The following is an 18,587-nucleotide window of genomic DNA, read 5'->3' as shown; positions in this document are numbered from 1 at the left end:
AAGCAGGGAATCCTGCTTTTTTTATTGCTACATTTCCGAAAACACCAGTTGCGCTGCGATCTTTTGTCGTTACAATTTACAAATGCGCTAAACTGTAAATAATAACAAAGCGTTCTCGGGGATTTGATGAAGGATATTTTGCTGGTTAGTGATAGCCAGGAACTAATTCATAGCTTAGAAACCATAGTCACCTTTTTGGGAGAGTCGTGTCAGTCACGAGGGCTTTCTGACTGTGAAAGTTACCTGAAAGAAAAGGGCGCAGATGCGGTACTTATTGAGTACGCGTCACCGTCAGTGGTGAATTCACTGGTTGCTCGTTTTCCACACATACCATTTGTTGCCATTTTACATTCAAATGGCGAAGTGGCCGCGTCGTGCAATTTAGTCAGCGTGATCACCTTACCGCTTACTTACCCAGTACTTACGCAATCAATTCACCGATGCCAAGAATACAGCCGCAGAAAGCCGGGTAAAACCCGCGCTGGTGGGTCTAAAACTCGCCTGTTTAGAAGTTTGGTGGGTAAAAGCGACGAAATTCAGATTGTGCGTAGGTTGGTAGAGCAAGTGGCTCCAACAGAGGCAACAGTGCTAATTTTGGGGGAGTCTGGTACAGGTAAGGAAGTGGTGGCACGTAATGTACATTTCTTGTCAGAACGTAAAGATGGCCCCTTTATTCCTGTTAACTGCGGTGCTATTCCCGGCGAGCTTCTTGAAAGTGAATTGTTTGGTCATGAAAAAGGCGCGTTTACTGGGGCTATAAGTGCTCGAAAAGGCCGTTTTGAATTAGCCGAGGGTGGAACATTATTTCTAGATGAAATTGGCGACATGCCGTTGCAGATGCAAGTCAAACTGCTTCGGGTACTGCAAGAGCGTATTTACGAGCGAGTAGGTGGTAGCAAGCCTCAACAATGCAATGTTCGTATTATTGCGGCTACCCATCGTCATCTAGAAACTATGATCAAAGAAGATAAGTTTCGTGAAGATCTCTACTACCGCTTAAACGTGTTCCCTATCGATAGCCCTGCATTACGTCAACGAAAAGACGACATCCCGTTACTGCTGCAAGAACTCAACAGCCGTATTCAAGGGGATGGTGTAGATAGTGTGAGGTTCACAGAACGCGCAATAGAATCTTTAATGGAGCATAATTGGGCGGGTAATGTTCGTGAGCTATCGAATCTAGTTGAGCGCCTGAGTATACTTTATCCCGGTCAAATCGTTGATGTGGCCGACCTTCCAGAGAAATACCAGTACGGTGAAATTCAAGCGTACGAACCGGATTACCCTGAAGAGTTGCTAGAGCGAGACGCATTTAATGCGCTTTTCGCAGAATCAGCTTCGCAAGACCCGTATGATGAACCACAAGAAGAGTCTAGCTTGCCAATTTCCTCCTCACTTCCAGAAGAAGGGGTTAATCTAAAAGAGTATCTTTCTGAGCTTGAAATCACCCTCATTCGCCAAGCCTTAGAACAACAAGAGTGGGTCGTAGCTCGCGCTGCAGATAAGCTCGGAATGCGCAGAACTACCCTTGTTGAGAAAATGCGTAAGTACGATATTCAGCGTATGGAAGAAGTTTAACGTCAATTACCTGACGTTAAACTTCTGCCTTAATTTATCGTAACTATCTGATAAATATAATCTAAAAAACTGGCATGGCTTCTGCTATATAAAATCATATACACAAACCGTCTTTAAATTGACGAGAGCCATATGATTTTTGATAGCACACACGACAGCAGTACTTCATCTTCTGAACAATTCACTTCATCTTATGATGTGCCTAGTGTCGAGCATGCGCTTGAGGCTACAACGCCGTCGTATGTGAGTGAAGCAGAAGTGAGCTCACTTCGTCGCCAAGCCAGTCGTTTGGAAAACTTGCTTCAAGTCATGCCGGCAGGCGTCATCGTTATTGACGGTAAAGGGGTTGTACGTCAAGCCAATGACTTAGCTAAGGCATTGCTGGGTGAGCCGTTAGAAGAACAAATATGGCGTAGCATCATTGCTCGCTCATTTAATCCTCGTGCAGACGATGGTCATGAAGTGTCATTGGTAGATGGTCGTCGCGTTAAACTTTCTATAACGCCACTTGAAGACGAGCCAGGGCAGTTGATTGTTATTACAGATTTGACGGAAACACGTCGGCTTCAAGCCAGTGTCAGCCATATGCAGCGTTTATCTTCATTAGGCAAAATGGTGGCATCCCTTGCGCATCAGATTCGAACGCCTTTATCCGCCGCTATGCTTTATGCCTCCAATTTAACGCGAAAAGATTTGCCCCAGCATGCATCTGAGCAATTTGCTCGAAAGATGACAGACAGACTGAAAGAGTTAGAAAGCCAAGTTAATGACATGCTGTTGTTCGCCAAGTCTGGTGAGCAACAAGTTGTGAATACCTTGTCGCTTGCCAGCTTGCGAGAAGCCATAGAGCCTAATGCGCAAACCATCACTGCGCAGCAAGCACAAAAAATTGCTTTTAATGGCTTCGATTCAACAGATGCACTTATCACTGGGAATCTCACCGCGCTGCAAGGTGCTGTGCTGAACCTTATTCAAAATGCGAGTCAAGTTACGCCTAAGGGCTACACGGTTTCAGTTAATGCAGTAGTACATGAAGATAGGGTGCTACTTTGCGTTAATGATAAGGGACCAGGTGTACCCAATACCCTAATCAATAAAATATTCGAGCCGTTCTTTACCACCAAAACCCATGGCACAGGGCTGGGGTTAGCCGTGGTGAAATCGGTAGCTAAAGCACATAACGGTTCGCTTAGCGTGGTAAATCTTAATGAAGGAGGTGCTTGCTTTACGCTTGCATTGCCTTGTAACACTCAGGCTATCGGGCAACACAATAAGCCTCACTCAAATGTCGCTTAATTGCTAGGAGAATTAGAAATGTCTAAAACAACTATTCTTATCGTGGAAGACGATGCTGGATTACGCGAAGCGTTGTACGACACTTTATTACTAGGCGATTACGATGTTGTAGATGCCGACTGTGCCGAAGCTGCGTTAATGGTCTTAGCGGGGCGCAAGATAGACCTCGTGGTAAGTGACATTCAAATGGGTGGAATGAGTGGTCTAGCATTATTAAAAAGCATTAAGGCGAAATACCCTCAACTTCCGGTGTTATTAATGACAGCGTACGCCACCATCGATGATGCCGTGCAGGCCATGCGAGATGGGGCTACTGATTATCTGTCCAAACCATTCGCGCCTGAAGTGCTACTTAATCTTGTTGGACGCTATGCGCCTGCACAAAAAGTCGAATCTTGCACGCCTATCGTGGCTGACCCTTCTAGTTTAAAATTACTCGAATTATCAAGAAAAGTGGCGAAGTCAGAAGCGACCGTGATGGTGCTTGGGCCAAGTGGTTCTGGTAAGGAAGTACTTTCCCGCTATATACACGACCAGTCTTCTCGCGCAGATGCACCTTTTGTGGCAATCAACTGCGCAGCTATTCCTGAAAATATGCTTGAAGCGACATTGTTTGGTTATGAAAAAGGCGCGTTTACCGGCGCTATTCAAGCTTGCCCAGGTAAGTTTGAACAAGCCCAAGGTGGTACACTGCTATTAGATGAAATTACTGAAATGGATTTAGCACTTCAGGCAAAGCTACTTCGTGTTATTCAAGAGCGTGAAGTAGAGCGGCTTGGTGGACGTAAAACGATTAAATTAGATGTACGGGTGATTGCAACCAGTAACCGAGATTTACGTAAAGCGGTAGAGCTTGGAAACTTTCGAGAAGATTTATATTACCGCCTAAATGTTTTCCCTATCACATGGCGCCCGCTCGCAGAGCGTCCAGGTGATATTGTACCGTTAGCGGAACACCTTATTAATCGTCACACAAGTGTGCAAGGCCTAGGCAATGTACGTCTCAGTGCAGCTGCACGAAACAAATTGGCGCAATATACATGGCCAGGTAACGTGCGAGAGCTTGAAAACGTTATTCAGCGGGCACTTATACTGTGTGAAGACGGCAGTATAGAGTCTGGTGACTTAATGATTGATATGGCTGTGCATGATGAGATGGAAGTAAAGCAGGATGAGCCAGAAGACAATAGTCGCTTAGGCTCAGAGCTTCGCCAGCAGGAGCATCAAATCATTCTTGATACACTTACTCTATGTAATGGTAAGCGTAAAGATGTGGCGGAAAAATTGGGTATCAGCCCTCGAACCTTACGCTATAAGTTAGCCAGAATGCGTGAAGACGGGATTGAATTACCGGCCTAACATCTCAAACTAGTTTGATAATGAGGGGCGATTAGCCCCTTATTTTTAACGCTTTAGCTGCTGTGCTTTTAGTATTGTACTTGCAGTTGTGCTTGTATTTATACTGGCTTGGACTGGGCGTCACGGCAACGTGCGAGACCTTCTGCGCTGCCACCGAGCATTTTTGCATCGCGTATTTACATAATCTTACGTCCATTCACTTTCTTGACGCTATTCTCCCCTCTCTGTCATAAAATTGGCAATTCCCTTGAAAAACCACATAACTCATTGTTTTTAAATTGATTTCAGATGGTTTTTAAAGTTGGCTTGCCGCTTGCTTATAGTTAAGCATAAGTAATTAAAGCGCATTGTCGTTAAGCGGCAATTCCCCACCGACATTCGAAGGAGTGGTTATGGACGTTAAAGCCAATAGTTTATACCAAGAAATGCAGAGCATGATTGGGCAAACTCGTATGCCTGCAAACGAACTTCAACCATCAAACGAGATTAATCCCTCGGCCAACGAGTTCTCTACCATGCTTAAGCAAGCGGTAGATGGGGTTAATGGCATGCAATTAGAATCTAAAGATTTACAGCAGCGGTTTGAAATGGGTGATAAGTCACTAAGCCTTGCCGAAGTTATGCTTACAAAAGAGAAAGCAGGCATAGCCTTTGAGGCCACAGTTCAAGTACGAAATAAAGTGCTTGAAGCGTATAAAACCATTATGAACATGCCGGTGTAGTTGGAGTAAGTCATGGCTGAAGCAACAGGCACAAATTTAACCGTTAACGACCCTTCCATGGGGAACGATAACGAGCCTGAGAATAAATCAGGATTCATGGATACCTTAGGCAGTGCTGACATGATGCGCCAGATGGCGCTAGTGGTAGTGCTTGTTATTTGTGTCGCGATTGCAGTTTTTATATTAATTTGGGCGCAAGAGCCTGATTTTCGTCCGTTAGCAAAAATGGAAACCCAAGAGCTTATTGAAACCTTGGATTATATGGACGCCAATCAAATTGAATATCGTTTAGAGGGAAACACGGTATACGTTCGAAGTGACGAATTTCAAACTATACGCTTGGGTATGACACGTCAGGGCTTAACCGGCTCTTCTGATGCTGGTACCGATATTATCATGCAGGACATGGGATTCGGAGTAAGTCAGCGGGTAGAGATGGAACGCTTGAAACATGCCCGTGAACAACAAATAGCCGCCACTATTGAAGATATCTCAAGTATACAAAAAGCACGCGTTTTGTTGGCTATGCCAAAAGAGAACGTATTTGCTCGCCGAGAGAAAAAAGCCTCGGCTACGGTAGTACTTACCGCTAAGCGCGGCAAAGTGATTGCGGGAGAGGAAGTTGACTCAGTTATCGATATTGTGGCGTCAGCGGTACAAAACATGGAGCCATCTGCGGTAACGGTGACCGATAGCAATGGCCGATTACTAAATTCGGGTTCACAAGACTCGCTAAGTGCTCGAGCACGAAAAGAATATGAAATTGAAAGACAGCGCGAACAAGAATACCTAGAAAAAATTGACGCTATTCTTATTCCTGTTTTGGGAATTGGTAACTACACCGCGCAAGCGGATGTGAGTATGGACTTTACTGCACTAGAGCAAACTCAGCGTAGCTATAACCCCGATTTGCCAGCTGTTCGCAGCGAAATGATCAATGAACAAAATAGTGTGGGTGGTGGTGCTATGGGCATTCCCGGCGCGCTAAGCAATCAACCACCGTTAGACTCGAATATTCCTGAAAATCCAGAAGCAGGCGCACAAGCTACTTTGCCAGGAAGCACATCGAAAGTATCTACTCGTAACTACGAACTAGACACCACCATTAGTCATACCAAAAAACAAAGTGGCGTAATCCGTAGGTTAAGTGTATCGGTGGCGGTAGACTATCTTCAAGTTGCTGGTGAAGATGGTACTACCTCGGCAGAGCCTCGCAATCAAGAAGCGTTATTAAACATTCGCCGTTTACTACAAGGTGGTGTTGGGTTTGATGTGACTCGTGGCGACTCGCTAGAAGTGGTGAGTGTTCCGTTCACTCGTATGGATGATGGTGTTATTGAAGATGCGCCAATATGGGAACAGCCCGCATTTTTGCCTATACTCAAGCTAGTCATTGGTGGTTTGGTTATTATCGTGCTTATCATCTTTGTGATAAGACCCATGCTACGTCGCTTGATTAACCCTGATGAGTCGAAAGAAGCTGACGACTTTGATGCAGATGAAGGCCTAGATCTTGGTGACGAAACTATTAGTATGCTATCTACTGACTTCGATGAAGGTCAGGTGGGCTTCGCGGCAGATGGCTCACTAATGTTGCCAGATTTACATAAAGATGAAGATGTATTAAAAGCGGTTCGTGCACTGGTTGCGAACGAACCTGAATTGTCAGCCCAAGTTGTTAAGGGCTGGCTGATGCAAGATGAGTAAGTGAGAGCGTATTATGGCTGAAGAACTTGCCACTACTGAAGAAGCGTCCTATGACGTCAGTAAGCTAGAAGGGGTTGAAAAAGCCGCTATTTTGCTTCTGAGTTTGTCTGAAGAAGACGCTGCACAAATATTAAAACATCTTGAGCCAAAGCAAGTTCAAAAGCTGGGCTCTGAGATGGCAAAAGTGGATGATATGACGCAGACAAAGATTACGTCTGTGCATAAACACTTTATTGAAGAGATTCAAAACTACAGTACCATCGGCTTCCAGAGCCAAGACTTTGTTAAGCGAGCGCTTACTGCTGCATTAGGTGAAGATAAAGCGGCTAACTTAATTGACCAAATTCTGATGGGAAGTGGGGCGAAAGGCCTAGATTCGTTGAAGTGGATGGACTCGAAGCAAGTGGCCAGTATCATTCGAAACGAGCATCCTCAGATTCAAACCATTGTATTGTCGTATTTAGAGCCAGAGCAGAGTGCCGAAATATTGGCGCAGTTCCCAGAAAAAGTGCGCCTAGACTTGTTAATGCGTATTGCTAACCTTGAAGAAGTTCAGCCTGCTGCACTGCAAGAGCTTAACGAAATCATGGAGAAACAGTTCGCCGGTCAAGCGGGTACGCAAGCGGCTAAAATGGGCGGCCTGAAATCTGCCGCGAACATCATGAACTACCTTGATACCGCTATTGAAGGTCAGTTGATGGATGCCATCCGTGAACAAGACGAAGAGATGAGCCAGCAAATTCAAGATCTCATGTTTGTTTTCGACAACTTAGTCGATGTAGACGACAAAGGTATTCAAGCTATCTTGCGCGAAGTGCAACAAGATGCGCTGCTTAAGTCAATTAAAGGCGCCGATGAAGAGCTTAAGAACAAGATCATGAAGAATATGTCGAAGCGTGCAGCAGAAATGCTTAACGACGACCTTGAAGCCTTGGGGCCTGTACGTATATCTGAAGTTGAAACCGCACAGAAAGAAATTCTCTCTGTTGCCAGAAGACTGTCCGATTCAGGTGAGATTATGCTGGGCGGCGGAGGCGGTGAAGAGTTCTTATAACCCTTCATTAATTATTCGCCATTGTGGTTAAAATAGGCCTTTGCGTTAATTTTCCAAAGGCCTCATAAACGTTACCTGGGTAGATTGATGTCATCAAATAAAGGCTTCAGCGACGACGAATTAAATGATGCAAAACCTTGGGATTTGCCCTTCGTTGAACAGCCCGAAAAGCCACAAGATAAAGACAAAACCAATGCGCTGAATTTCCGTTCAGATTGGAAATACGAGCCACCGGAAGAGGAAGAAGCTGAAATTCTTCCTCCTACTGCGCAAGAAATTGAAGCGATTAGACAAGCTGCTCATGATGAAGGCTACGGACAAGGCAAAGCGCAAGGTTTCGAAGAAGGAAAAGCCGAAGGCCTAGAGTTGGGGCTTAGTGAAGGGCGTGAGTCTGGACACGCTGAGGGTCTTGAACAAGGGTTAGAAGAAGGTAAGGGCTTAATTTCTGCGCAAGTTGAAGTCTGGCAGCAACTTATCGAAAAGCTTCATACACCATTATCACAAGCCAACGACGAAACCCGCGACCAGCTAGTAAAGCTTGCAGTGACCCTTGCTAAATCGGTGATTAAAACCGAAATTACGTCGAATCATCAAGTGATTTTACAAGCCCTTAGCGAAGGAATGAAAGCTCTGCCGGTTAATCAAACTCGGTATCAAATTCATATGCATCCTGATGATATAGCGCTAGTAACCGAACATTATTCTGAAGCTACGTTGAAAGAGAAAGAGTGGCAATTCATTGAAGCGCCTACCATGGAGCGCGGTGGCTGTGACATTGCCACTGAACAAAACGCTGTAGATGTTTCCATTGAACGCCGCTGTCGCGATGTCATTGATAAATTCATGGTGAATCAGGGTTTATCAGATGACTAGCCCTTGGCATGCGCATTTCGACAGCTTGCAGAAGCAAGTGTCATCGCCGCCTATTGTGGCGGCAGGTAAACTGGTCAGAGGCATAGGCCTTACACTGGAAGCTGTTGGGTGCCAACTACCAGTCGGTAGCCAGTGCCTTGTGCAAACCATTGAAGGTGAAATTGAGGCTGAGGTGGTGGGGTTTGGCGCCGATATTACTTACCTCATGCCCACCGAAGCCGTACGGGGCATAGTGCCAGGAAGTCGGGTAATGCCGCTAAATCGACAAAGTGGTCTTGCTGTGGGTATGGGGCTGTTGGGCCGTGTGGTTGATGGTAACGGCAACCCGCTGGATGGCCTTGGCGAAATTCAAACTGAAACCCGCGTACCTACTACGCGGCCTCCTATTAACCCCTTAATTCGCCGCGCTATTACCCAACCTATGGATGTCGGTGTTCGCGCCATTAATGCATTGAATACCGTTGGCGTAGGTCAACGTATGGGGCTCTTTGCAGGCAGTGGCGTGGGGAAAAGTGTTTTACTCGGTATGATGACCCGGGGCTGCGAAGCCGACGTGGTTGTGGTTGGCTTGGTGGGAGAGCGGGGCCGAGAAGTAAAAGAATTTATCCACGATATCTTAACCGAAGAAGAGCGTGCCCGTGCGGTAGTGGTAGCAGCGCCTGCTGATACTTCACCGTTAATGCGCTTAAAGGGCTGCGAAACGGCAGTTACCATTGCTGAATACTTTCGCGATCGAGGTTTAAAAGTATTACTGCTTATCGACTCTCTTACTCGTTATGCCATGGCCCAACGTGAAATTGCATTAGCGGTGGGTGAGCCTCCCGCCACAAAAGGGTATCCGCCCTCGGTATTTGCCCGATTACCTGCATTGGTAGAAAGGGCGGGTAACGGAAGTGAGAAACAAGGTTCTATCACCGCCTTTTACACGGTACTTACCGAAGGTGACGATTTACAAGATCCCATTGCCGATGCCGCACGGGCTATTTTAGATGGCCACGTTGTGTTATCACGGACCCTCGCCGATAGCGGTCATTACCCCGCCATCGATATTGAAGCTTCTATTAGCCGTGTTATGCCTATGGTGGTCAGCGATGAACATCAACAAATGGCACGCAGAGTAAGGCAAGTTTATTCAAACTATAAACAAAACCAAGACCTCATTTCTATTGGTGCTTATGCCAAAGGTTCAGACCCTCGTATCGACTTAGCCATACGAGCGGAGCCTGCAATTAACGCGTTCCTGCAGCAAGGTATGAAGAACGTGTTGCCTTATGATGAATGTTTAGAGGGCATGGCTGCATTAGCGAAAGGCTTAGGACAAGGGTAATTAATTATGTCTAAACAACTAGAGCGTCTGGCTGAGTTTGAACGAGAAAGAGAGCAACGCATTGCGCAAATGTTCCAACAAGCGCAGCAAAATGTGATGCAGCAGAAACAAAAGCTCACCAGCCTCGAGCAATATAGAATTGATTACTTAAAAGGCATTCAGCAAACGGGAAAGGCGGGTGTGACTGCTACCCATTACCAACAGCATTTATCGTTTGTAGGCAAATTAGATAAAGCCTGTGAACAGCAAATGAATGTGATAGCACAAGCGAATATGGCTGCCGATCAACGCAAGCAGCTTTGGCTTAAGCAGCAGCAAAAAGTGAAAGCGGTAGAGTTGCTTCTTAATAAACGCCATTTAGCTAAAGTGGCAAAAGAGGCGAGGGCTGAGCAAGCTATGATGGACGAATTTGCCACACAGAAATTTTTTAGAAGCGGAAAAACATTCTTCTAGTCAGTTTGTCCAATTTGCTACTTACCCCAAGTCGTTCAATCCTTTCGATTTTTTAAATACCTCGTCGTTTAATCTCCACAATGGAACACTCTTTGCAAATTCGTTAGTCATTAATGTGTTTATTCGCCTAATTTGAATACTGATACGGAAGCTTTTTTAAAGTTAAGTGTCGGCCTACAGCCCACGGACACTGGGGATGTAGAGATAAAACGATTCAATCTGGGTTTTCATGGTTCTGACTTTTAAAGTCATAGCAGGACGGTAAAAATATGATGCAACAAGTTGCCGCACAAAAAACAGACATTGCCGCATTGCCTTTTTCAGCTTCATCAACGGCAAAAGCCGTAGAAGCTGGCATGGGCGCAGATGATTCATCGCAGAATAACAACGCGTTTGAAGCTGCGTATATTCAAGCTAAAGAATCGAGTGCAAAGTCTCTCGAGGCCCAGAACAAAAGTCATTCCTCGCGACACACCAGCGCCTCAGTCAGCGACAGTGCAAACCCTGCTATCGATAAGAAATCGGCTAATAACCGCTCGGTTGACCCAGAGGAAGGAAATGTTGACTTACCTCCGGTAAAAGATGATGAAGCGCAAGCGCGAAATGGCGATCAAGCGGACCAAACAGGCAATAAAGGCGAAGTGGGGGATGTAACCCCACCTGGCGAAGACACGGATGAATCGGCAAATACTGACATTGCTGATGCGCAGGCACGTCGAATTGACGCTGATGCAAACAAAGGCGGTAAAGACGATGGCCTAAATAACGGTGAAAATAACGATAATAAGAAAGACTTCTTTGGCGGCCATATCGATTTACCACCCGAAGAGTTAACGAGTATTGGAAGCGGGGATAGCGAAAGCTCCACAGACTGGATTGAGTATGTAACATCAATGATAGGCGCTTCTAGTGACGCTGAGGTTTCTTCAGATGCCGAAGCTAGCAGTAACACGGCCAGTATCGATGATTTATTAAACGCTGGCGAGATAGAGGATGCCGAATTAGCTGCGAAGCAATCAGCACAAGCTTTGCTAGCGGGTGATGAGTTGATGAGCGAAGACGTACTAAGTGCGTTGGCGTTAAATAACGGCAGCAACGAAAGCGATGCAGCAGTAAACGATACATTAACCTCAACGAGTCTTCCTGAGGATGTTGATACAAGCTCAGCAACAGAAATAACCGCTTATTTAATGAACTTGCTAGAGAATCAAGCCGGTGAGGAACTTGGTCAAGATGCAGGCGAAGGGCTTAGTAGGGAAACCTTAGAAGTAGTAAAAGCACTCACCGCGGCCTTATTGGCTAAAGCAAATGATAACGCTGCAACAAGCGATGTCGATGCAGGGCAGTCTGAAAAAGTCGATCCCTTAGCTAACCTGCTTGCGCAGTTTTTAGGTGATGCTAGCGAAAATGGCGAAGAAAGTTCTGATGCTCAAACACAGAACTCAGAGCACGCGCTATTAGTCGAACAAGAAGCCGCAGATGAACCAGCCTTGAGTGCCGATGAGGCGTTAGTATTAAGTCTTCTTCAAGAGCAAATTACTGCGCAAACTGACACCAAAGAGACGCTAAATGCAGCGCTAGCCAACGGTGTTTCAAGCCAATCTACTGCATCAACGCAAACGAATAGCAATCCTATCGATACAGTCTCCACAGAAGCTAGCGATATACTTACCGATAGCCAAGGCGAGTCTTTATTGCAGTCAATTGCGATGATGTCACCAGAAAGTGCGCAAAAGGCGGCTGAAGCATTTGCCGAACGCGTAGCGGCATCATTACCTACTGCGACAACCGCAGCCCAACAGCAAGCGGTTAAGTCTAACTTGATTGCTGGCATAAACGAGTTTCAGCAACAAGTCGCTCAAGGGCGTGAGCCAGGAATAGATCTTTCGGCACTTGTAGCCCATGCAGCGTCTGAAGCAGGGTTAACACAAACACAAATGCAAAATGTAGCGGGGCAAACTGATGCGCTCGCAGGCCAATTTATGCAATTGGTAAACGGCACCCAGCAAAGCGCTCATCAAGCATTGCAAAGTGAGCTCGTCAGTATCGATTCTCACATGAATGAAAACAACCAAGTTCGCGCGGAGTCGACCAAAGCTCAGCTTCAATTTGAGGGCGCTGACAAACCGGTCAATATTTTAAAGCCTGAAGGTCAGCAACAATTGCATGAGAAAATTCGCTGGATGGTGAATGCGCGAAACAGTATGGCAGAAATTAGGCTCGATCCGCCTGAACTGGGCAGTATGCAGGTACGAGTGAATGTATCGGGTGATGCAGCCAGTGTGAGCTTCATTGTGCAGTCACAGCACGCTAAAGATGCACTAGCCGATGCCATGCCTAGGTTAAAAGATATGCTAGCAGAGCAAGGCATTAATTTAGGTGAATCAGAAGTGCGTAAAGATAACTCATCACAAAATGGTGATGGAAGTGGCCAGCAACTTGCAGGTAACGGTGTACCTAGCCAAGATATCGACGGTGAGTTCGACGAGGGTTCCACGGTGATAGAGCAGTCTGTCACAAGGGAAGCGAAAGGCGGTATAGACTATTACGCTTAGTAGGTTGATAGCGAAGGCAAAGACTTAAGTAGGGTTGATGTACAATTGCGCTATCTGCTATAAGAACTGCAAATTTATGCAGGCTTACGTTGCCATTTGCGTCGTAAGCCTGATAATACGAGTTCCTCGTGGGATATTGACGGATTAGACATGGCTGAAGAAGAGTTACAGATTGAAGAAGGTGGTAAAAAGAAAGGCAAAATGATGCTGATTATTATTATCGCCGTAGTGTTAGTTGGCGGTGGTGCAGCAGCCTATTTTCTTTTATTCGCTGGTGGTGAAGAGCCTGTAGCTGCAGAGCAACTTGCCGAAACCGACGAGCAAGCCGCCACTGAAGCCGCGGCCCCAGGCGGAAGCGCAGAAGTAGGTACCGCCTTGTACGTTGCTATGCCGCGCCCTTTCGTTTTTAACGTTCCGGGTACAGGTCGAGACCGATTAGTACAAATTAAAGTGCAGCTTCTAGTGCGGGGCTCAGACAATGAAGAGTTGGCTAAAACCCACATACCGTTGATTGAAGGCACTTTGCTGCAAGTCTTTAGTACATCAAATGCCGATGATTTGGTGACTGAAGCAGGAAAAATTGAACTGCGTGAACAAGCGGTGACTGAAGTACAAAAAGTGCTTAAAGACATCGCGGGAAGTGATGTGGTTGAGCGTGTGCTCTTCACTGGTTTTGTGATGCAATAACAGGTAGATAACTGTGAGTGATTTATTATCTCAAGATGAAATCGATGCCCTTCTACACGGGGTAGACGATGTAGAAGAAGACGAGGTTGGCGATGCCGACTCCGATGCTTCTACGCTAGAGTACGACTTCTCGTCACAGGATAGGATTGTTCGTGGGCGTATGCCTACGCTGGAAATCGTTAATGAACGCTTTGCCCGTCACATGCGGGTGAGTTTGTTCAACATGATGCGCCGTTCTGCGGAAGTGTCAATTAACGGTATTCAAATGATTAAGTTCGGTGAATACATTCATACCTTGTTTGTACCCACTAGCTTGAACATGGTGCGGTTTCGCCCGCTTAAGGGCACTGGCCTTATTACCATGGAAGCCCGCTTGGTTTTCATTCTGGTAGATAACTTCTTTGGTGGTGATGGCCGCTATCATGCAAAAATTGAAGGGCGGGAATTTACGCCAACAGAGCGGCGTATTATTCAAATGCTGCTTAAAATTATTTTTGAAGATTATAAAGAAGCGTGGGCGCCAGTAATGGACGTGTCTTTTGAGTATTTAGACTCAGAAGTAAACCCCGCGATGGCGAACATTGTGAGCCCCACTGAAGTGGTGGTGATTAGCTCGTTTCATATAGAGCTTGACGGTGGTGGTGGTGATTTCCACGTGTCACTTCCATACTCAATGCTAGAGCCTATCCGCGAATTGCTAGATGCGGGTGTGCAAAGTGATAAAGAAGACACTGATTTACGTTGGAGTAAAGCACTTCGCGATGAAATCATGGACGTAAAAGTGGCACTGACAACCCACATGCTTGATGTGGATGTGTCATTACGCCAAGTAATGGAATTTAAGCCAGGAGAAATTATTCCTGTGGAAATGCCAGAAACCATTACTGTGCTAATTGAAGATTTACCTACGTTCAGAGCTAAGCTAGGTCGCTCACGAGATAACTTAGCCCTGAAGATAGTAGAAAAGATTGCAAGACCGACTTCTGTGAAGTCTGAGCTACAATTATTAACCCGCGGCGGGCGCATTATAGATAATGATGCCGAGCTGCAAGTACTCGAAGAAGACCTGTAAGGTGAGGGGAATATCCCATGAGTGAAGACGGTATGGACGATTGGGCTGCCGCCATGGCGGAGCAAGCCGATTCTGAGGCTGACGATCAGGAAAATGATGATGTTCAGGTTGCAGAACTCGACGAATTAACCGACGACACACCCATAACCCAAGAAGAGAAAAAGAAGCTGGATACCATTTTGGATATTCCAGTCACTATCTCGATGGAAGTAGGGCGTAGTCAAATAAGTATCCGAAATCTGCTACAGTTGAACCAGGGATCTGTGGTGGAGCTGGACCGAGTTGCTGGTGAGCCATTAGATGTATTGGTAAATGGCACGTTGATTGCTCATGGTGAAGTAGTAGTGGTCAACGATAAATTCGGTATTCGGTTAACGGATGTTATTAGTCAAATCGAGAGAATCAAGAAGCTTCGATAAATCTTCTTACATAGCAAGGGGTTGCGCAATGCTGCCCCTTATATTTACGCAAGTAGTGAATGCGCAATCTACCCAATCAATCACTAACCCCACCTCTGTAGTGTCAATTTTTCTATCACTTCTTTTAGTGGTTGGAATTATTTTTGCGCTTGCTTACCTCATGCGTCGGTTTAATGTCGGTAACATGGGTAGTGGGCAAATGAAGGTGGTCGCCAGTATGGTGGCAGGCACTAAAGAAAAAATAATGGTTATTCAGGTGGGCGATGAACAGCACCTAGTGGGCGTGACCAGTCATAATATTTCCCATTTAAGTAAACTTGAAAAGCACTTGGACACACCAGTGGCAAATGGGCAGCAAGGCAGCGGTGACGCATTTAAACAAAAGCTGGTTGCCGCCATGGCAGGTAAGCTGAACCCTTCAATAAAGGAAGATAAAAACGATGCGTAAGTTTTGGACCGCATTTTTTGTAGTGTTAGCTTCTTGGGTGATTGCTGAGCCTGCACTGGCACAGCAAGGCATTTCAGCCGTGACCGTTGTGACTAATGACGATGGGTCGCAAGATTACACTATGACGTTACAAGCGCTGTTTATCATGACAGCGCTCAGTCTTATTCCTGCATTCATCATGATGATGACCTCGTTCACCCGCATCATAGTGGTGTTATCAATTTTGCGCCAAGCGATTGGTTTGCAGCAATCTCCTTCTAACCAAATTTTGGTTGGGGTGAGTTTGTTTTTGTCTATGTTTATTATGGCACCGGTGTTTGAAGAAATTAATGAACGCGCATTGCAGCCTTATCTGTCGGAACAAATGACAAGTTTGGATGCCATAGAGCAAGCTAAAGGGCCTATGCGCGCCTTTATGCTGTCGCAAACTCGGGTGAAAGATTTAGAAACCTTTGTGCGTATTGCTGGTGATGAGGGGAAATATGCAGATACAGACGAAGTACCGCTAACTATCCTTATTCCTGCGTTCGTGACCAGCGAGCTAAAAACCGCGTTCCAAATCGGATTTATGTTGTTTATTCCGTTTCTTATTATCGACCTTGTAGTGGCCTCAATATTGATGGCCATGGGTATGATGATGTTGTCGCCCATGATTGTTTCACTGCCATTTAAGCTCATGTTGTTTGTGTTAGTTGATGGCTGGAATCTAATATTTGGCACACTGGCTACCAGCTTCGGTATGGGTGTGTAGGAGGGCTTATGTCACCAGAAGTCTTTGTTGAAATACTCCGCGAAGCCATGTTTATGGTTATCGTTCTGGTGTCTGCGGTTATTGTTCCAAGTCTTATTGTAGGGTTAGTGGTAGCCGTGTTTCAGGCTGCTACCTCAATTAACGAGCAGACCATGAGTTTCTTGCCGCGCTTACTTGTTACCTTACTAGCGCTTAGCTGGGGTGGTAACTGGCTAGTACAAAAGTTAATGGACTTCACTTTCCACATGGTAGAAATGATACCTCAGGTTGTCGGTTAATATGGTCGTTGAACTGGCTACCATCAATCAGTTTCTTGCTGATTTAATGCTGCCTTTTATGCGCATTAGTGGCCTGTTTGTGGCGATGATTGGCTTAAGTGCACAATCTATTCCTCCGCAAGTTCGTGCTTTGCTAGGTATTATGCTGACCCTTATTATCATGCCGGTAGTGCCGCCAGCACCTGTTGATGATTTAGTGAATCTAGGTACATTCATTCTTGGCATTCAGCAGTTGTTAATTGGTGTCGCTATCGGGTTTGTTTCCATGATGGTGCTAAATACCTTTGTACTGGCTGGGCAAATTATCGCGATGCAAACGGGCTTAGGTTTCGCCTCAATCGTAGACCCCGTCAATGGTATTAACGTGCCAGCCGTAGGCCAATTTTACTTAATTCTAGCTACCTTGCTTTTTTGGACCTTAGACGGGCATCTCGCGATGATCCACATGATTGTGTTGAGCTTTCATGCGTTCCCAATAGGAGAAGCATGGTGGACAGGGGAGCAGTTTAGGGAAATTGCCCACTGGGGCGGTTGGATGTTTATCTCAGCGATTACGTTGTCATTGGCGCCCATTGTGTCCCTTCTCATTGTAAATTTAGCGTTTGGCGTAATGACCAAAGCGGCACCTCAGCTTAATATTTTCAGTATCGGCTTTTCTATTGCCCAGGTGATGGGGTTGCTCATCATTTGGATAACCCTAGATAACTTTACTGCGCATTTTGAAACGCAGTGGCTGCGGGCAGAGCAGTTTATGTGTCAACTTCTTAGGATTTGCCCATGAAAATAAGTCAGGTGATACATGGCTGATTCAGATTCTAGCGAAAAAACAGAAGACCCCACGGGGAAAAAACTCGAAGACACCCGAAAAAAAGGGCAGATAGCCCGATCCCGAGAGCTATCCACAACCTTAGTGTTAGTGGTCAGTGCCTTTATGTTTTTGTTCGTTGGAGGCTGGATTGCCGAGTCGGTATTTAAGCTGACGCAGCGCATGTTTGTTCTGTCTCGAGATGAAACCTACGATACCACCCATATGTTTGGTGCATGGGGTGAAGCAATTTCGACAGTCAGTGTACCTGTATTGCTTTATATGACGGTGGCCATGTTAGCCGGAATATATGGCTCTATTGCGTTAGGCGGCTACAACTTCACCTGGGAAGGTGCCAAATTTAAAGGCTCTAAAATGAGTCCGCTTAGTGGATTTAAGCGTATGTTTGGCATGAATGGCTTGGTAGAATTAATTAAATCTATCGCCAAAGTGGTTGTCATCGTTGGGATGGCATTAGGTGCACTGCTGTTTTTTGAAGACGAAGCGCTGCACCTTGATTTAGATCTGTACCCGGGTAATATTTTTCACGCGTTAGATATGCTGAAATGGGCTTTTATCATGTTGGTTTGCGGCATGATACCTATTGCGCTTATTGATGTGCCTTATCAAATTTATAAGCACAACAAAGAAATTAAGATGACTAAGCAAGAGGTGAAAGACGAGCGTAAAAACTCTGAAGGTGATCCTTTGGTAAAAGGGCGCATCCGTCGCTTGCAGTATCAAGCTGCCACTAAACGAATGATGCAAGAAGTTCCTCAGGCCGATGTGGTGGTAACCAACCCAACTCATTACTCTGTAGCAATAAAATATGATGACAGTGGTAATCGTGCCCCAGTCGTTGTGGCAAAAGGCACCGATGAATTAGCCATGCATATTCGTAAAATAGCCACTGCTAACGATGTACCGCTTATTCCATCGCCCATGTTAGCCCGAGCCGTTTACTACTCAACTGAGATTGACGGTGAAGTGCCTAATGCCTTGTTTATGGCGGTAGCGCAAGTATTAGCCCACGTTTATCAGTTAAAAGCACACAGAGCGGGTAAAGGGAAACGACCCAAACCGCTTAAACGTGATTTACCCATACCACCAGAGCTACGCCGTTAGAGCGCTGCTTTTGGCCTAAATTAGCGCTAAATTACGGCTAAGATATCGCTAAGGCCAGGGCTCAAAGTGAGCCCCTCT

At 45.8% G+C, this 18,587-nt stretch carries 18 protein-coding genes; all 18 read left to right on the top strand.

What is annotated here, in order from left to right:
• Positions 1-126: 126 nt before the first annotated feature.
• Positions 127-1,578, top strand: a complete 1,452-nt coding sequence (locus tag C7Y69_RS04945; protein WP_126871979.1) for a sigma-54 dependent transcriptional regulator — start codon at positions 127-129, stop codon at positions 1,576-1,578.
• Positions 1,579-1,710: 132 nt separating this feature from the next.
• The gene (locus tag C7Y69_RS04940; RefSeq protein WP_126871978.1) at positions 1,711-2,874 is read left to right on the top strand and encodes a sensor histidine kinase; all 1,164 of its coding nucleotides are present in this window, start codon (positions 1,711-1,713) and stop codon (positions 2,872-2,874) included.
• An 18-nt stretch (positions 2,875-2,892) separates the two neighbouring features.
• The gene (locus C7Y69_RS04935; protein ID WP_126871977.1) at positions 2,893-4,233 is read left to right on the top strand and encodes a sigma-54-dependent transcriptional regulator; all 1,341 of its coding nucleotides are present in this window, start codon (positions 2,893-2,895) and stop codon (positions 4,231-4,233) included.
• 392 nt (positions 4,234-4,625) lie between these two features.
• Complete coding sequence (fliE, locus tag C7Y69_RS04930; RefSeq protein WP_013785107.1) at positions 4,626-4,955, top strand: flagellar hook-basal body complex protein FliE; 330 nt, start codon at positions 4,626-4,628, stop codon at positions 4,953-4,955.
• A gap of 12 nt (positions 4,956-4,967) precedes the next feature.
• Positions 4,968-6,662: a flagellar basal-body MS-ring/collar protein FliF gene (gene fliF / locus C7Y69_RS04925; RefSeq protein ID WP_126871976.1), complete on the top strand. Its 1,695-nt coding sequence runs from the start codon at positions 4,968-4,970 to the stop codon at positions 6,660-6,662.
• A 13-nt stretch (positions 6,663-6,675) separates the two neighbouring features.
• On the top strand, positions 6,676-7,716 hold the full coding sequence (gene fliG / locus C7Y69_RS04920; RefSeq protein ID WP_013785105.1) for a flagellar motor switch protein FliG: 1,041 nt from the start codon (positions 6,676-6,678) through the stop codon (positions 7,714-7,716).
• Between the two features lie 87 nt (positions 7,717-7,803).
• On the top strand, positions 7,804-8,589 hold the full coding sequence (fliH, locus tag C7Y69_RS04915; protein WP_126871975.1) for a flagellar assembly protein FliH: 786 nt from the start codon (positions 7,804-7,806) through the stop codon (positions 8,587-8,589).
• Complete coding sequence (fliI, locus tag C7Y69_RS04910; RefSeq protein ID WP_126871974.1) at positions 8,582-9,916, top strand: flagellar protein export ATPase FliI; 1,335 nt, start codon at positions 8,582-8,584, stop codon at positions 9,914-9,916. Before fliH ends, fliI begins: the two co-directional genes overlap by 8 nt.
• A 6-nt stretch (positions 9,917-9,922) precedes the next feature.
• Complete coding sequence (gene fliJ / locus C7Y69_RS04905) at positions 9,923-10,369, top strand: flagellar export protein FliJ (RefSeq protein WP_013785102.1); 447 nt, start codon at positions 9,923-9,925, stop codon at positions 10,367-10,369.
• A 269-nt stretch (positions 10,370-10,638) separates the two neighbouring features.
• Positions 10,639-12,924, top strand: a complete 2,286-nt coding sequence (locus C7Y69_RS04900; protein ID WP_126871973.1) for a flagellar hook-length control protein FliK — start codon at positions 10,639-10,641, stop codon at positions 12,922-12,924.
• Between the two features lie 150 nt (positions 12,925-13,074).
• Positions 13,075-13,611: a flagellar basal body-associated protein FliL gene (gene fliL, locus C7Y69_RS04895; protein WP_013785100.1), complete on the top strand. Its 537-nt coding sequence runs from the start codon at positions 13,075-13,077 to the stop codon at positions 13,609-13,611.
• 13 nt (positions 13,612-13,624) lie between these two features.
• Positions 13,625-14,683 (top strand): flagellar motor switch protein FliM, encoded by a 1,059-nt coding sequence (gene fliM / locus C7Y69_RS04890; RefSeq protein WP_013785099.1) that lies wholly within the window; start codon positions 13,625-13,627, stop codon positions 14,681-14,683.
• 17 nt (positions 14,684-14,700) lie between these two features.
• Positions 14,701-15,102: a flagellar motor switch protein FliN gene (gene fliN, locus C7Y69_RS04885; RefSeq protein ID WP_013785098.1), complete on the top strand. Its 402-nt coding sequence runs from the start codon at positions 14,701-14,703 to the stop codon at positions 15,100-15,102.
• A gap of 28 nt (positions 15,103-15,130) precedes the next feature.
• Entirely contained in the window at positions 15,131-15,550 is a 420-nt protein-coding gene (gene fliO / locus C7Y69_RS04880) for a flagellar biosynthetic protein FliO (RefSeq protein WP_013785097.1), read from the top strand.
• Complete coding sequence (fliP, locus tag C7Y69_RS04875) at positions 15,543-16,301, top strand: flagellar type III secretion system pore protein FliP (RefSeq protein WP_013785096.1); 759 nt, start codon at positions 15,543-15,545, stop codon at positions 16,299-16,301. Before fliO ends, fliP begins: the two co-directional genes overlap by 8 nt.
• A gap of 8 nt (positions 16,302-16,309) precedes the next feature.
• The gene (gene fliQ / locus C7Y69_RS04870; RefSeq protein WP_013785095.1) at positions 16,310-16,579 is read left to right on the top strand and encodes a flagellar biosynthesis protein FliQ; all 270 of its coding nucleotides are present in this window, start codon (positions 16,310-16,312) and stop codon (positions 16,577-16,579) included.
• A gap of 1 nt (position 16,580) precedes the next feature.
• The gene (fliR, locus tag C7Y69_RS04865) at positions 16,581-17,360 is read left to right on the top strand and encodes a flagellar biosynthetic protein FliR (RefSeq protein ID WP_126871972.1); all 780 of its coding nucleotides are present in this window, start codon (positions 16,581-16,583) and stop codon (positions 17,358-17,360) included.
• An 18-nt stretch (positions 17,361-17,378) separates the two neighbouring features.
• Entirely contained in the window at positions 17,379-18,509 is a 1,131-nt protein-coding gene (gene flhB / locus C7Y69_RS04860; RefSeq protein ID WP_126871971.1) for a flagellar biosynthesis protein FlhB, read from the top strand.
• The last annotated feature ends 78 nt before the right edge of the window (positions 18,510-18,587 follow it).

The organism is Alteromonas sp. KS69 (genome assembly GCF_003989595.1).
Lineage (GTDB): Bacteria > Pseudomonadota > Gammaproteobacteria > Enterobacterales > Alteromonadaceae > Alteromonas > Alteromonas naphthalenivorans.
Note: the sequence above shows the minus strand (reverse complement) of the source record. Positions and strands in the feature narration are given on the sequence as shown.

Coding starts and splice junctions, on each gene's coding strand:
- C7Y69_RS04945 (WP_126871979.1), top strand. CDS start 127: ATGAAGGATATTTTGCTGGTTAGTGATAGCCAGGAACTAATTCATAGC.
- C7Y69_RS04940 (WP_126871978.1), top strand. CDS start 1,711: ATGATTTTTGATAGCACACACGACAGCAGTACTTCATCTTCTGAACAA.
- C7Y69_RS04935 (WP_126871977.1), top strand. CDS start 2,893: ATGTCTAAAACAACTATTCTTATCGTGGAAGACGATGCTGGATTACGC.
- fliE (WP_013785107.1), top strand. CDS start 4,626: ATGGACGTTAAAGCCAATAGTTTATACCAAGAAATGCAGAGCATGATT.
- fliF (WP_126871976.1), top strand. CDS start 4,968: ATGGCTGAAGCAACAGGCACAAATTTAACCGTTAACGACCCTTCCATG.
- fliG (WP_013785105.1), top strand. CDS start 6,676: ATGGCTGAAGAACTTGCCACTACTGAAGAAGCGTCCTATGACGTCAGT.
- fliH (WP_126871975.1), top strand. CDS start 7,804: ATGTCATCAAATAAAGGCTTCAGCGACGACGAATTAAATGATGCAAAA.
- fliI (WP_126871974.1), top strand. CDS start 8,582: ATGACTAGCCCTTGGCATGCGCATTTCGACAGCTTGCAGAAGCAAGTG.
- fliJ (WP_013785102.1), top strand. CDS start 9,923: ATGTCTAAACAACTAGAGCGTCTGGCTGAGTTTGAACGAGAAAGAGAG.
- C7Y69_RS04900 (WP_126871973.1), top strand. CDS start 10,639: ATGATGCAACAAGTTGCCGCACAAAAAACAGACATTGCCGCATTGCCT.
- fliL (WP_013785100.1), top strand. CDS start 13,075: ATGGCTGAAGAAGAGTTACAGATTGAAGAAGGTGGTAAAAAGAAAGGC.
- fliN (WP_013785098.1), top strand. CDS start 14,701: ATGAGTGAAGACGGTATGGACGATTGGGCTGCCGCCATGGCGGAGCAA.
- fliO (WP_013785097.1), top strand. CDS start 15,131: ATGCTGCCCCTTATATTTACGCAAGTAGTGAATGCGCAATCTACCCAA.
- fliP (WP_013785096.1), top strand. CDS start 15,543: ATGCGTAAGTTTTGGACCGCATTTTTTGTAGTGTTAGCTTCTTGGGTG.
- fliQ (WP_013785095.1), top strand. CDS start 16,310: ATGTCACCAGAAGTCTTTGTTGAAATACTCCGCGAAGCCATGTTTATG.
- fliR (WP_126871972.1), top strand. CDS start 16,581: ATGGTCGTTGAACTGGCTACCATCAATCAGTTTCTTGCTGATTTAATG.
- flhB (WP_126871971.1), top strand. CDS start 17,379: ATGGCTGATTCAGATTCTAGCGAAAAAACAGAAGACCCCACGGGGAAA.